This is a genomic window from Agarivorans sp. QJM3NY_33, from assembly GCF_050870865.2.
In the GTDB taxonomy this organism is placed as follows: Bacteria; Pseudomonadota; Gammaproteobacteria; order Enterobacterales; family Celerinatantimonadaceae; genus Agarivorans.
Map to the genome: position 1 here is coordinate 3,853,316 of NZ_CP194039.2, position 13,275 is coordinate 3,866,590.

13 protein-coding genes are annotated in these 13,275 nt (G+C 44.9%); 6 read left to right on the forward strand and 7 right to left on the reverse strand.

Annotated features, from left to right (window positions below):
• Positions 1-13 precede the first annotated feature (13 nt).
• Positions 14-871, forward strand: coding sequence for an alpha/beta hydrolase (locus tag ACRRSY_RS17385; RefSeq protein ID WP_432451995.1), 858 nt, complete (start codon positions 14-16; stop codon positions 869-871).
• Here ACRRSY_RS17385 and ACRRSY_RS17390 read toward each other — a convergent pair.
• From ACRRSY_RS17390 to ACRRSY_RS17400, 3 genes are all read right to left on the reverse strand, one after another.
• Positions 864-3,170 (reverse strand): FdhF/YdeP family oxidoreductase, encoded by a 2,307-nt coding sequence (locus ACRRSY_RS17390; protein WP_432463712.1) that lies wholly within the window; start codon positions 3,168-3,170, stop codon positions 864-866. The genes ACRRSY_RS17385 and ACRRSY_RS17390 overlap by 8 nt on opposite strands.
• 10 nt (positions 3,171-3,180) lie before the next feature.
• Entirely contained in the window at positions 3,181-4,113 is a 933-nt protein-coding gene (locus ACRRSY_RS17395; RefSeq protein WP_432451993.1) for a formate dehydrogenase accessory sulfurtransferase FdhD, read from the reverse strand.
• A gap of 297 nt (positions 4,114-4,410) precedes the next feature.
• Positions 4,411-5,295 (reverse strand): endonuclease/exonuclease/phosphatase family protein, encoded by an 885-nt coding sequence (locus ACRRSY_RS17400; protein WP_432463713.1) that lies wholly within the window; start codon positions 5,293-5,295, stop codon positions 4,411-4,413.
• Positions 5,296-5,566: 271 nt separating this feature from the next.
• Between ACRRSY_RS17400 and ACRRSY_RS17405 the strand changes: the two genes are divergently transcribed.
• Positions 5,567-5,845, forward strand: a complete 279-nt coding sequence (locus ACRRSY_RS17405) for a DUF3634 family protein (protein WP_432459978.1) — start codon at positions 5,567-5,569, stop codon at positions 5,843-5,845.
• Positions 5,846-5,858: 13 nt separating this feature from the next.
• On the opposite strand, the gene ACRRSY_RS17410 is transcribed toward ACRRSY_RS17405, so the two are convergent.
• Entirely contained in the window at positions 5,859-6,611 is a 753-nt protein-coding gene (locus ACRRSY_RS17410) for a substrate-binding periplasmic protein (protein ID WP_432451990.1), read from the reverse strand.
• A 435-nt stretch (positions 6,612-7,046) separates the two neighbouring features.
• Between ACRRSY_RS17410 and ACRRSY_RS17415 the strand changes: the two genes are divergently transcribed.
• The gene (locus tag ACRRSY_RS17415; protein WP_432451989.1) at positions 7,047-7,400 is read left to right on the forward strand and encodes a DUF2750 domain-containing protein; all 354 of its coding nucleotides are present in this window, start codon (positions 7,047-7,049) and stop codon (positions 7,398-7,400) included.
• Positions 7,401-7,633: 233 nt separating this feature from the next.
• Here ACRRSY_RS17415 and ACRRSY_RS17420 read toward each other — a convergent pair whose 3' ends face one another.
• Positions 7,634-7,807: a PA3496 family putative envelope integrity protein gene (locus ACRRSY_RS17420; RefSeq protein WP_432451988.1), complete on the reverse strand. Its 174-nt coding sequence runs from the start codon at positions 7,805-7,807 to the stop codon at positions 7,634-7,636.
• A 319-nt stretch (positions 7,808-8,126) separates the two neighbouring features.
• Here ACRRSY_RS17420 and ACRRSY_RS17425 point away from each other — a divergent pair, with 319 nt between their 5' ends.
• Complete coding sequence (locus tag ACRRSY_RS17425) at positions 8,127-9,290, forward strand: MFS transporter (protein ID WP_432459979.1); 1,164 nt, start codon at positions 8,127-8,129, stop codon at positions 9,288-9,290.
• 38 nt (positions 9,291-9,328) lie between these two features.
• Here ACRRSY_RS17425 and puuE read toward each other — a convergent pair whose 3' ends face one another.
• Both puuE and ACRRSY_RS17435 read right to left on the reverse strand, forming a co-directional pair.
• Entirely contained in the window at positions 9,329-10,261 is a 933-nt protein-coding gene (gene puuE, locus ACRRSY_RS17430; RefSeq protein WP_432463714.1) for an allantoinase PuuE, read from the reverse strand.
• Positions 10,262-10,377: 116 nt separating this feature from the next.
• Positions 10,378-11,049 (reverse strand): GntR family transcriptional regulator, encoded by a 672-nt coding sequence (locus ACRRSY_RS17435; RefSeq protein ID WP_432451985.1) that lies wholly within the window; start codon positions 11,047-11,049, stop codon positions 10,378-10,380.
• Positions 11,050-11,290: 241 nt separating this feature from the next.
• On the opposite strand from ACRRSY_RS17435, the gene ACRRSY_RS17440 reads away from it, so the two are divergent.
• Positions 11,291-12,748: an NCS1 family nucleobase:cation symporter-1 gene (locus tag ACRRSY_RS17440; protein WP_432459981.1), complete on the forward strand. Its 1,458-nt coding sequence runs from the start codon at positions 11,291-11,293 to the stop codon at positions 12,746-12,748.
• A 218-nt stretch (positions 12,749-12,966) separates the two neighbouring features.
• Complete coding sequence (locus tag ACRRSY_RS17445) at positions 12,967-13,275, forward strand: DUF1330 domain-containing protein (RefSeq protein ID WP_432459982.1); 309 nt, start codon at positions 12,967-12,969, stop codon at positions 13,273-13,275.

The following is a 13,275-nucleotide window of genomic DNA, read 5'->3' on the forward strand; positions in this document are numbered from 1 at the left end:
ACGGAGGAATGCGATGCGCCTTATATTTATCAGCTTGTTATTTATAAGTCTTAGCGGCTGCTCAAACAAACTTTTCTTTTCCCCTTCAAAACCGGACACCATCAATCCAGAAGTTCGTTGGATGAAGTCTCGTTCCGGTAACGATATCGCCTATCTGTGGCTTCCTCGCAGTCAACAGCTTGAACCTGCAGGCATCATCGCCCACTTTCATGGCAACAGTGGGCACATGGAACAAACCAAAGAAAAAGTTGATTGGTTAATCGAACACGGCTACGACGTCATGGTTTTTGATTACTCTGGTTTCGGCCACTCTAGTGGTCAAGTCAGTGACCAAGCTGCCTATTTAGACGCGCTTAGTATATTAGATTACTTTGAGCAGCTTGCGCTCCAGTCGCAACAAGCCAGCTTTATTATTGCGACTTCCACCGGCGGTAATATTTTGATGAGAGCCTTAGCTGATAACCCAATTCAAATCGACGGTATGATTATCGATTCATCCTTTAGTAGCTATGTTGAAGAAACCAAATACATCCTAAATAAAGGTAAGTTAAGTCAGCTTTATGCTTGGCTGGCAGGTTGGTTAATGCGGGATGACTACGCCAGTGCTGAGTCACTGTCTCGGCTCCCAGGACTCAACTCGCTGGTGATTCATTGTGCTTCAGATCAAGTGGTCCCTATCGAAGCTGGAGAAACGATTTACCAGCAACTTAAAGGCAACAAGGATTTTTGGCGGCTCGAGTCCTGCGCGCATGCGCGAGCCCTGACCCGTGACCATCCCGAACATCAGCAACGAATCATCCGCTGGCTAGCAACCTCGCGAGAAAGCGACACGGCAACGCTAGACCAACAATTTGCCAACAATCTCAACTAAGCGCAATCGCAATCTCCGAGTCGGCCGACGTAGTCAACACCACTGCCACGGATTTAGAGGTGGGCGTGTCACTCAGGTCACCCTTGCTCATTAGGGGAACAAGCGGATTTGCCTCTGGAAAATAAGCAGCAACATTCCCTTGTGGAATATCATATGCGATCAGTTTAAAACCCTTCACCTTGCGTTCAATATTATCGGCCCAGAGGGTTTCAATATTAACCAAAGCTCCTTCTTTAAAGCCAAGTTCAGCGATATCGAGCGGGTTAATAAATAATACCTCTCGCTCATCGTAGATCCCCCGATAACGGTCTGCAAAACCATAAATAGTGGTATTGTATTGATCATGAGAACGCAAAGTTTGTAACACAAAAATACGATTATCACTCAAGGCTCGCACTTCAGCACTAATAATATTTTCGGGGAGTGAATGACAGGTGATTTGAGCTCGATTAGTCGCGGTGTTCCAAATTCGTCGACGCGCGCTATTACCTAAATAGAAACCACCAGGTTGCTGTAGGTTCTGATTAAAACGTTCAAAACCAGGAATCGTTTGCTCAATGAGATCCCGGATCCGATCATAGTCTTCCACCAGCGACAACCAATCAACTGGCGAAGCCCCAAAGGCCGCATTGGCAATACCAGCAATAATCGCTGGCTCAGAGCGCATATGTTCACGACTTTCATCAATTAATCCAGCAGAAGCATGAACCATTGAAAAGGAGTCTTCAACCGTCACTCGCTGTGGACCTGCGAGTTGCTCATCGACATCTGTGCGACCTAAGCAAGGTAAAATGAGAGACTGTTGACCAGGGGTAACATGAGTACGATTGAGTTTGGTGGCGATGCTCACCGTGAGCTCACAGTTGGCCAAGGCTTGAGTACTTAATGCCGTATCAGGCGCGGCAGCAACAAGGTTTCCACCGAGTCCAATAAAGACCTTACTTTTCCCTTTGAGCATCGCCGTTAAAGCCTGCACTACATTGTGCCCCGGTTTCTTTGGTGGCGTAAAGCCAAACACCTGCTCAATGCTTTCAAGAAAGGCGCTGCTGGGACGTTCATTAATGCCCATCGTTCGATCGCCTTGCACATTCGAGTGACCACGTACTGGACACAGACCTGCACCATCTTTACCAATCTGACCAAATAAGAGTTGCAGGTTGGTTAATTCATGGATGGTGGCTACTGAATGTTTGTGTTGAGTAATTCCCATGGCCCATGCAATGATCACTCGGTCTGACTGATGATAAATATCTGCAGCCGATTCAATTTGGGCTTGGCTGAGCCCCGATTGCTCAACAATCTTCTGCCAAGAAGTCTGTTCGACTTCAATCAAGTAACTTTCTAAACCTTGAGTATGTTGCTTAATAAAATTCAAATCGAATACGCGATCGCCGTGCAGCAGGGCCTGCTGATGACGCGCCAACAACACCTTAACTATCCCCCGAACCGCTGCCATATCACCACCTAACTTAGGAGTGAAATAATGACTGGTAGTTGGACTTGAGCCGCCGCTAAGCATTTCTGCTGGTTTTTGAGGATTGGCAAAACGCTCCAATCCACGCTCTTTTAAATTATTAAAGGCTACCACCTTGGCACCACGATGCGTTGCGTGAGCCAGTGTTTCGAGCATTCGCGGGTGATTGGTTCCAGGATTCTGACCAAACAAAAAAATGGCATCAGCCATCTCAAAATCTTCAATGGTCACAGTGCCCTTACCAGTGCCAATACTGCTACTAAGCGCATAACCACTAGCTTCGTGACACATATTTGAACAATCAGGGAAATTATTTGTGCCCAAACGACGGCCGAACAGCTGATATAAAAATGCCGCTTCATTACTCGCTCGTCCAGAGGTATATAGCTCGGCTTGATTAGGGGTTTCCAAGCGATGCAAATGCTTTGCAATCAATTGAAAAGCCTCATCCCAAGCAATCGCTTGGTAGTGACCACTCTGCGAGTTATAAACCACGGGTTCCGCTAAACGACCTTGATATTCCAAAAAGTAATCACTCTGCTTGGCAAGCCAAGCCACCGAATGCTCAGCAAAAAATTGGGCATTCACGCGACGCGACGAAGCCTCCCAATTCACCGCTTTAGCACCATTCTCACAGAAACGAAAAGTGGCCCGGTTGCCCTTTTCTCCCCAAGCACAACCGGGACAATCAAAGCCATGGTCTTGATTGGTCTTTAACAAGGTTTTTAAATTTTTGGCTACATTTTCACTTTTAACAAGATGTTTTGCCGTACTCGCTAAGGCAGCCCAGCCTCCCGCCGCCCCCGTATAAGGTTTATGACTCATCAATATTCACCTACTTATATTTAATCCGCCAAGGCGCGTGATACACGTTAAACTGCTTTGTTTTGGTAAAACCAATTAAACTAATATTAAACTGCCGTGCCACCGCTAAGGCTAGACTCGATGGTGCCCCTACCGCGACCACCACTGGAATATTAGCGCGTACTACTTTTTGCATTAACTCAAAACTCACCCGACCACTTAACACTAAAACCGAGCGCTCGGAATAACAGTCCTGTAATAACAACTGCCCCAACACTTTATCGACGGCATTATGTCGACCGATATCTTCTTCTACAATTAACCACTGCTGATCCGCGAAATACCCCGCACCATGCACAGCTCCTGTTTGAGGATAAAGCGTTTGTAAACCTTGTAGCTGACTAGGCAGTTGATAAAGCAACTGCTCATCGAGCCATTCAGCGCGACAATCGATGCTCGCTTGATGACTTAATGCCAGAGCTTGAACACTACTTTTACCACATAAGCCACAACTGGAATAGCTGGCAAAGTTACGCTGCAAAATAGACCAATCAGGCACCAAGCCTTTAACTAGCTGCACTTCTATATGATTGGTTTGGTTTAGCGTGGCGTCCGCTTCGCTCACAAACTGTAGCGCCTCGATCTCGTCAAGACGACTAATAATGTTTTGACTAAACAATAAACCGATGACAAGCGCTAAATCATCACCGGGCGTGCGCATCGTTAAGCTCAGTTGTCTTGTTTGATAACATTGTTGCTTCGGGCAATAAGATGTCAAATTCAGCAGCAGAGGCTCTTCGATAGCGATTAAATCGGGACATAAAATCGGCTCAGCTTCGCGAGTATCATTAAAGCGCATCAGCGAAACATCACCAAGCCCGTGCTCTAAAATAGTGCTGTGGGATAATTGCTCGGGCATTGCAGAAAGGCAAGCCCACTGAGAACGGCGTTTAGGCTTTAACATAGATTACCTGCTGTAAGATACGAGTCCGAGCGAACACTCTCGACTGCTACACTAGGGCCTGTTGAATTTGAGTATCGATCTTCTCTTCCAGATAAAAACAAGCGCCAAAGCTCGACGACCACTAATCTACAGGTTAATCAAAAGCCTAGGCCAAGGCTAGTGCTTTTATCAACATTACATCAAGTTATGAACTAGTTAACAACTTATGAATCAGTAAGATAACCAAGTCCTTACTCACAGCTTTAAACAAACACCATAACCGCGGCTCTGCTTGCGCTTCACAAGCTTATTGGTTCACTATTTTCTTGGCCTAAGTTCAAGCATCACCGCTGCATGATCACTGGCTTGACTGTCGATGGAAAAATCGGCGTGAGTGAGATGACGATCAAAGCATTGATAGCGCACAACTTCGGCCATTTGTTGCTGATAATCTGGGGCAAACTCTGCCGACAACAAAATATAATCAAGTACACTGCCTTGCCCTCCCCAGTAATGAGTGGCAGGCCGCAAGTCGGTCTGCAGACTTAAAGCAAAACCATCATGCAAACGCCAAGTATTTTCCACTCCTACATTATGAGGCTGGGGACAATCAAAAATATGCGCTAGCGCTCCCGCCGACAAGTCATCATTAAAGTCTCCCATGATGATCACAGGCTCAACTTTATGGCGACGACAAGCAACAATATCTTGTAGCAATAAACGAACTTCTTTTGCCCGCAAATTATCTGCCTTCCAGCGCCCAAGATACTCATCAATATCACTAATCGGCTCAGGTAAGTCATCTAGCATCGGTCGTTTAGATTTTAGATGCAGCACGTAACATTTAACCCAGGCAATCCCTGGCAGCTTTATTCTCGCCACTAGCGGCTGTCGGCTAAATTGCTCAGATCTTGCACTTTGATACAAACTCACTTGCCGCAAAGGATACTTACTGGCCAAAGCTAAGCCGGGTTTACGATAAACATAACTTGACTCATCTAAAACGCTAGCAGTCGCCAGGAAATAGGGATAGCCTAATTGCTGACACTGCACCGCGAGCGCCTCTGCGCTAAATACCTCTTGAAAAGCCATCACATCGGGCTGAGCTTGATGAATCAAGCCCATTAACCACGCTTGCTTTTGCTGCCACTGCTGGCTATCGAGGATATTATCAAACTCGTAGGCAGCATAAGGCGGCGCCACATAGTTCAATAAATTGAGACTTAAAATTTTGATACAGATTCCTTAGTGCTTGGTGTTGCCTATTGCCACCGAGCCTGCTGAGCGCCCCTTCATCACGAACGTCCTATAAGCTTAAATAGCTTTGAGACTAAAAGTAAGTACAAACTTCAAATCAAAATAAAAGGTTCCCCTCACAACCGCCATGGATAGACTACAGATACCTAAGTGGCCACTGGCAATATAGTTTTGTTATGATAAGAAGCAATATCGGTAAATCAGAAAGTGGGGATAGATGTTAAAAGCAATCAGTGCAGCATTTGTCATAAAAATCGATGGGATCCGAGTTGAGGTGACAAAAGGCCGAGTGCCGGAGTACTTTATTCGTGAAATAAAACTACTTCAAGGCAATAGCGGCGCCATCAACGGTAAACTCTATGGCATGCGCCGAGGACGACAAATAAATTTAGAGTGTTCATCTTCGATCCCGGACAACATCTTACAACGCCTGCGTAATGTATGGCGTCCCAATCCGGACCCAGGCAATAATAATCAAGGTCGGCTGCGCCACTAATCAATCCGCTAAATCACTCCAGACTTGGCTCATCATCAATCGGCGTGGCGATATTACGAGATTGATAAAAATCATCGATCACCTGTCTGATTTCACCGGAATCGGTTAAACCTTGCAATAACGCGTCTAATTGCTCCCTTTCGACATACAAACTTGAGCGCTTAGAAATAGCAATATACACCGGCGTATCATTCCCCCCCTGAAAGCTGGCAAGTTTAAAGCGCCCCTTCCAAACCTTGCCATTAAGAGCAAAATGTCGACCGACTTCACCAACAATACAAGCATCCAGCCGCTTACGATATAACAGTTCTAAGCAAGCACTATTGTCATTTAAACTCACCTTAGTCATTTTGCTATCATGATCAAAAGGTTCGAAATAACGGGCACCTAACTTAACCCCAACTCTCAAGGCATACAGGTCCTTATAGCGAGCTAAAGGTAGTAATTCCTGCTTTCGCAAGACAAAGAAATGGCGAGAAGAATCTAGATAAGGGGGCTTCAAAAAATAAAGTGATTTCTCACGGTCCTTGGTTTTATGCAGACCAGCACTAATATCAATACTTCCCAACTCTAAGCTTCGCAAACGGCGAGCGAAGGGAAGGTAATGATTCACACTAGTCACACCCGATGCTTTTATAAACATGTCCATAATCGCTTGGCTTAAAATATATTGCTTATTTGAACGGCCAACCTGCCAACTTGACTGAGCAGCATGAGTCTTATTTGCCACCGTTAGCAATAAAACGACCCAGATTACCTTCCGCATGACTGAATGATGTTCCTTTGCATATAAAGAAAGCCAGTGAGTCACTACTATTAGTGACAAGCCCGCACGAAGTCAATCCTGTAATATATAAATTCGCTATATCGAGCTAACAAAATGGATTTTGCTACTCGAATTTCGATAACCTAATCTCGCTAGATTATATTTCAGCCAGCAGTAAACCCCTCCTATCCAGCTAAACACACAAAATCTCCACCCCTTAAACGAGTCCAAATTAGGCAGAATATTTAATAAGCATCAGAAATATCCCTTACAGTAAAAGTATTCCGCTCAAAACATCGGCCAAAACGCCCACCAGCTAGCTTGCTTGTTAACTGGGATGGTATTGCGACTTCGACAGCAAAATATATATAGATAATGGTTGCCTAAAATCGCGCAATCGACGACGATCTACAATCAATAATTTGGGAGCAATAAATGTCTACTTCAGAAAACAACCTATCAGACTTTAGCAAGGCCGTGATTAAAGCTGGCGAGCTTTGGGTACTTAGTGCCGACGACGAGTTTGTAGTCGTTGATTCCATTAATTATGAAAATACCGACGTGATGCCATTGTTTTCAACGGCGGCCAAGGCTCAAGCCCTATGCCTTGATGATTGGAGTGAATACCAGGTTGTTTCCATCAATTTAGAAGAGTTTTTTGAACAATGGTTGCCAAACTTAGACGAAGACAAAGTCTTAGTGGCCATCGATCTCGATGAAAATTTAGTTGGCGAAGAAATCGAAGCCTTTCATTTAGCCAAACAGTTAGCAGCAGATGATGCAAAATGACCGCCAAATAAAGGCGCCCCAGAGATGACTAAAACGCCACTTAACAGTGGCGTTTTTTATGCTGTGGCATAGGCCTTTCAAGCCAACTGGCAATCTAAAGTCAATGATTGCCAGAGACGTACACAGCTAACGCTCACTCAGCAGCCCAAGCGACGCTATCTTAAAGCATCCTCTTGAGTTTAATTGGATGCACTTTCGCCGCCCACAAGCCAAGCTAAGCTGATCATGCAACTTTACGAAAAGTCGACAAAATCTGCGATATAGTTATCTAGCTGCTTTTTCTCGTTATATTCATCGATACGTCGGCGAACCCGAACATCACTTTTGGCTTTCTTGTTCTGCTTTGAATACTGAGCCTTATCTTCTAAGTCCCATTCATCTATATCATCAAACTGTGAGTATTTCATGACTCTTCAACCCAATTAAACATCTAATAATATCGGCACCTAACTTTACTAAGCGCCAGCGACTCGCCACGACGAGTACTAAAAATGTGCAATAAAACCGGCCATCGGTCAATACAAATTAAAATTGAAACAAAGCGACAAAAACGCACATAAAGATAATAAAAACAATCGGTTATTGATTTACCAAGAAAATAAGGCCCATCAATTTATCTTAATCGTGACGACAAATAAGCTTTGTTTTACCTACTAAGTGATCGCTGGCATCATCGCGCCAATTTCCAACAAACCGACTGATCTTTAACCCTTCTGGTATACGCTGATGCTACATTCAAATTCCCTCAACTCGCACGCTTCCGGACTGCTTTCCCCCTTAGCTGGCCTCGGTTTATTTGCAATAGCGACTGGCTACCTAATGAGCCTTTTACCGCTGGCTTTAAGTTATTTCGAGCTCGACAAATCATTAAGTCCTTGGCTTGCCAGTGCGTTTTACTCCGGGCTGCTACTCGGCGCGCTAAAAATACAAGTAGTGATTAATACACTGGGGCATCGACGGGCACTTATCCTATTCTTCAGCGGGATTCTGGTAACGGTTTTATTAATGCCACTCCTTTCGTACTCAAGCGTATGGTTAATCCTTAGAGGTATCGCTGGCGCAGCCACCGCAGGCGTATTTGTGGTGATAGAGTCTTGGTTATTGCTGGTCGATGATGACAAACAGCGCGCGAAGCGTCTTGGCTTATATATGGTGACACTCTATGCAGGCAACGCCTTCGGTCAACTACTTATTGAACACTTAGGCAGCCAAGGTCATCTCCCTTTTGTTTGTATTATCAGCCTACTCAGCTTGGCGATATTGGCGCCGATATTGAGCCGCAGCACAACACCACAAGTGACTCGACACCAGTCCTTGTCACTCAAAGCCATTGGCCAGTTAAGTACACCGGCAGTAATCGGCTGCCTAGTCTCAGGCTTAATTTTGGGCCCCATCTATGGGCTGATGCCAGGCTTTCTTAACGATAATGATTTATGGCAAAACCAACTCGGTCAACTGATGGCGACGCTGATTTTAGGTGGTATGTTAATCCAGCCTTTAGCTAGCTATTTATCGGCTCGATTCAGCAAGACTCTGCTTCAGGCTTTATTTTGTTTGATGGGGTTTGCAGCCGCCATTGCAATAACCTTGGCTAACTCTTTGCTGAGCCTTGGCCTCAGTCTATTTGCTTTGGGAGCAGCTGCATTTTCGCTTTACCCCGTGGCTATTTGTCAGGCGAGTCTTCAGGCTAAAGCCGAACATATTGTCGCCATTACCGAACTCATGTTACTCAGTTATAGCATTGGTTCGATCATTGGGCCGCTCATCGCTGGACTCGGAGAAACAACTATTACTCGCTTACCGCTCTATTTAGCCGCAACTTTTGCCAGCACCTGCATCTATATGCTAATCGTGGCCGCTAAAAATACAGCTATCGCGAGGGCCATTTAGCGAGCAGCTGATTAAACTTAGCTTCAAAAACTTAAGCGCTAAGCTAACTCAGGAGGATGGTTGGCAATCCAATGTTCGGCGATTTGCTGACGAGTTGCCACCCAAACCTGCTGATGTCCTTGCACATAATCCAAAAATTTCTTAAGCGCTTGTAAACGTCCAGGTTTACCAATAATTCGACAATGTAAGCCTATCGACATCATTTTTGGGGCGCTATCACCTTCCGCATACAGACAATCGAAACTATCTTTTAAGTATTGGAAAAACTCTTCACCATGACTAAACCCATAAGGTGAAGCAAACCGCATATCGTTGGTATCTAGCGTATAAGGCACGATAAGATGAGGCTTGCAGCCTTGCTCACAGGGCTGCGATACCCAAAATGGCAAATCATCACCATAATAATCCGAGTCGTAAATGATATCTTGATGCTCGGCTAACAGCGCCCGAGTATTGGGAGAGTCTCGCCCTGTATACCAACCATTGACCGGCTTACCGGTTAATTGTTGCATCAAACTTAAGGCTTGTTGCATTTGCTCGCGCTCTTGCTCAAGGGGCATATGCTGGTAGTGGATCCATTTTAAGCCATGGCAAACAATGTCATGTTCCGCAGCAACAAGCGCCTTGGTCACATCGGGATTGCGCTGTAATGCTGTCGCAATAGCAAAAATAGTTAAGGGTAAATCACGCTGTTTAAATTCATTCAAGACTCGCCATACACCTGCTCTAGAACCATATTCGTACATCGATTCCATACTCATATGCCGAGCATTATAAGCTTCCGCACCAGCTATCTCGGATAAAAATGTTTCCGAATGAGGATCTCCATGCAATACACAGTTCTCGCCCCCCTCTTCAAAATTTAATACAAATTGCACTGCGATTCTTGCGCCTTTAGGCCAATTGGCGTGAGGCGGCTGACCAGCATAACCGCGCATATCCCTTACCGGAAATCCTTGCTGTTGACTCATGTTGATTCCTTTTTAATCCAACCATTATTGAAATAACCTCGGGCATATTCACTCAAGGCTAAGCCATACTTAAGTACTCAAACCCAACGGCCCATCCGAAGCACCATTAGCCAAACTTAAACCTCTGGAGAAAACAAGCGGTCAAAGTCTATCGACTGTTGGGGACGGGGCTCCAAACAAAGACTTTGCCGAATCATCTCCAGATGTTGAGTCATCCACGCCATCGCTTGCGCACTATCCTGCTGTTCCAATAAGCGGAGCAATTCAGAATGATTCCCACAATTGCAGCCAACGCTATGCTTTGATCCATAAACCGCAATAATTAACGAAGAACGATAGACCAGTTGTTGCACAAATTGACTCAAACTACGATTGTGAGTAATTCGGGAAAGTTCAATATGAAAATAAGCCGTTTGCAACACCAATTGGGCAAAATCACCTTTTTGTTTGGCCTGCCCTTCTTTGATGATAATGGCGCTTAAATTCTGTTGATGTAAGCGATTAAAATTAGCCATCACCATCGGTAACAACTGAGGTTCAATGAGACCTCGACTGTCAAAAATCTCTTGCGCTTCAGCAATACTCGGGCGCTTAACTTGCGCCCCTTTATTTGGCTCCAGACTCACCAAATGCTCCACCGCTAACTGCTGTAATACCTTACGGATCGCAGTACGACTCACCTTAAACGAGTCGGCTAACTTATCTTCGGGAAGGCGAGCACCAGGTTCAAGCTTTTGGGCGACAATCGCCGACACAATTTGATTATGTATTTTTTCGTATGGGATCATCGAAGCCACTATTACCAATCGTATACAATCAGACTAATCCAATTTTTTATTGGATAGCAATCACTATTTGCGCTTAATAATAAATTCGATGATGACTGCACTAGTCCAGCTCAAGCTTGCACCAAAACAGCTCGCTAAAATGATAAGCAAGGTTTAATTTTTAGTAATTATTGAATTTAACGACTGCTATAAGTTGGCATACAACTTGTACCTTCAATTGTATACAAAATGGAGGACCATTATGCCTACAGTGACAACTAAGTTTAAAGAAAGCGCCCGGCTCATTAACCCCGACCTAGCCCCTACCCAACAAAAACAATGGGGTTGGTATAGTATCTTTGCGTTTTGGATGTCCGATGTTCACTCAGTTGGCGGCTACGTTTTTGCGGCTAGCCTGTTCGCCTTGGGGCTCGCCAGTTGGCAGGTATTCTGCTGTTTGATTGCCGGGATCATGATTGTGTTATATTTTGCAAACTTAATGGGCAAACCAGGACAAAAGGCTGGCGTACCATTTCCAGTGGTTTGTCGCATGTCTTTTGGGGTGTTGGGAGCCAATATACCTGCCGTAATCCGCGGATTGATTGCAGTGGTTTGGTACGGCATACAAACCTTTCTCGCCTCCAGTGTATTTATCGTTTTAGTATTGTACTTTAAGCCTGAATACCAAGTTTATACCCAGGGGGGGATTTTGGGCTTATCCCCGCTGGGCTGGTTTGGCTTCCTGTTTATGTGGGTGGTTCAAGCTTTAGTCTTCATGTTTGGCATGGGCGCAATTAAAAAGCTCATTGACTGGTCGGGACCCGCCATTTATCTTGCAATGGCATTATTGACCGCCTTTATGGTCTACAAGGCTGGTTGGTCAAACATCGATTTAAATCTAAGCGAGCAACGCCTTAACGGCTGGCAAGCCCTCAACCAGATGCTGGTTGCCACAGCTCTCGTGGCCGGCTATTTCGCAGGACCAAGCTTAAATTTCAGTGATTTTTCCCGTTACTGCAAATCTTACAAAGAGTTGAAAATAGGTAATATTTTAGGTTTACCCCTCAACTTTATTCTGTTCTCATTTTTCAGTGTAATTATCGTGGCAACTTCAATTCCGGTGTTTGGAGAAATGATTACCGATCCAATCGAAACCGTGAGCCGTCTCAATTCAGGACTGGTGATTATCTTAGGCGCTCTCACCTTTATTCTCGCCACTGTTGGCATCAATATTGTGGCTAACTTCGTCGCGCCCGCGTTTGATTTTTCAAATGTAGCCCCCAATAAAATTAGTTTTAAAACGGGGGGATTTTTGGCCGCTTTTGGCTCTGTACTGATCACGCCTTGGAATTTATTCAACAACCCCGAGATGATCCACTATACGGTGGATATCTTAGCGGCCATGATCGGTCCGATCTACGGGATTGTCATCGTTGACTATTTTAAAGTAAAACAGCAACAAATCGACCTAGCGTCTCTCTATACCTTAGATCCTAAAGGTCGCTACTGGTATCAAAGTGGTATCAATCCAAAGGCGCTATATGCCTTGATTCCGGCAACATTCGCCGCTTTAATCTCTTCCTTTATTATTATCGAAATGGCGAACTTCGCACTATTCATTGGTGGTATTTCCGCCTCGGTTATCTATTACGGTCTAATGAAACCAGAATGGCAAAGCAGCAGCCATAAACCACAATATGCATCGCTTGATGAAGTCTAAGCACAAACCAAGCGTTATTCGTCAGTCCCCAGCCAATCCTTGGCTGGGTCTTACATTTTCCTCAAATGAAGAGCGAACACTAAGCCCAAATTTGGGTTCAGCCATAGTGAACCCAGTTCACACAAATAAAAGCTTTAGGCAGCCTATTCAACTGGCTTAGCATAAGTTGTCAATACAGACTACAGTTAAGCACTTACCCTGCTGGCTCGGATGAAACCATGGCTGCTTATTTAATTGGTCAAATAAAAGTTAAAGATCCTCAACGATGGAAGCGCTATGTAGCGGGCGTGGATATCAGCCTAGAACCATTTAAAGCCAAGCTACTCATGCGTGGAGAACAACATCAAGTGCTCGCCGGCAACAACAGTTTCGAGTTCGCTGTGGTGATTAAGTTTGAACAAGTCACAGAGCTAGAGCGCTGGTTTCAATCAGAAGCTTATCAGGCTCTCATCCCCCTACGAGAACAGGCTGCCGATGTCTCAATTATTAGCTATAAAAGCAACGATACCGAACCACAAGCGGAGTAA

Excerpts from the sequence above, each read along its gene's own strand:
- ACRRSY_RS17385 (WP_432451995.1), top strand. The coding sequence starts at position 14 with ATGCGCCTTATATTTATCAGCTTGTTATTTATAAGTCTTAGCGGCTGC.
- ACRRSY_RS17390 (WP_432463712.1), bottom strand. The coding sequence starts at position 3,170 with ATGAGTCATAAACCTTATACGGGGGCGGCGGGAGGCTGGGCTGCCTTA.
- ACRRSY_RS17395 (WP_432451993.1), bottom strand. The coding sequence starts at position 4,113 with ATGTTAAAGCCTAAACGCCGTTCTCAGTGGGCTTGCCTTTCTGCAATG.
- ACRRSY_RS17405 (WP_432459978.1), top strand. The coding sequence starts at position 5,567 with ATGTTAAAAGCAATCAGTGCAGCATTTGTCATAAAAATCGATGGGATC.
- ACRRSY_RS17410 (WP_432451990.1), bottom strand. The coding sequence starts at position 6,611 with ATGCGGAAGGTAATCTGGGTCGTTTTATTGCTAACGGTGGCAAATAAG.
- ACRRSY_RS17415 (WP_432451989.1), top strand. The coding sequence starts at position 7,047 with ATGTCTACTTCAGAAAACAACCTATCAGACTTTAGCAAGGCCGTGATT.
- ACRRSY_RS17420 (WP_432451988.1), bottom strand. The coding sequence starts at position 7,807 with ATGAAATACTCACAGTTTGATGATATAGATGAATGGGACTTAGAAGAT.
- ACRRSY_RS17425 (WP_432459979.1), top strand. The coding sequence starts at position 8,127 with ATGCTACATTCAAATTCCCTCAACTCGCACGCTTCCGGACTGCTTTCC.
- puuE (WP_432463714.1), bottom strand. The coding sequence starts at position 10,261 with ATGAGTCAACAGCAAGGATTTCCGGTAAGGGATATGCGCGGTTATGCT.
- ACRRSY_RS17435 (WP_432451985.1), bottom strand. The coding sequence starts at position 11,049 with ATGATCCCATACGAAAAAATACATAATCAAATTGTGTCGGCGATTGTC.
- ACRRSY_RS17440 (WP_432459981.1), top strand. The coding sequence starts at position 11,291 with ATGCCTACAGTGACAACTAAGTTTAAAGAAAGCGCCCGGCTCATTAAC.
- ACRRSY_RS17445 (WP_432459982.1), top strand. The coding sequence starts at position 12,967 with ATGGCTGCTTATTTAATTGGTCAAATAAAAGTTAAAGATCCTCAACGA.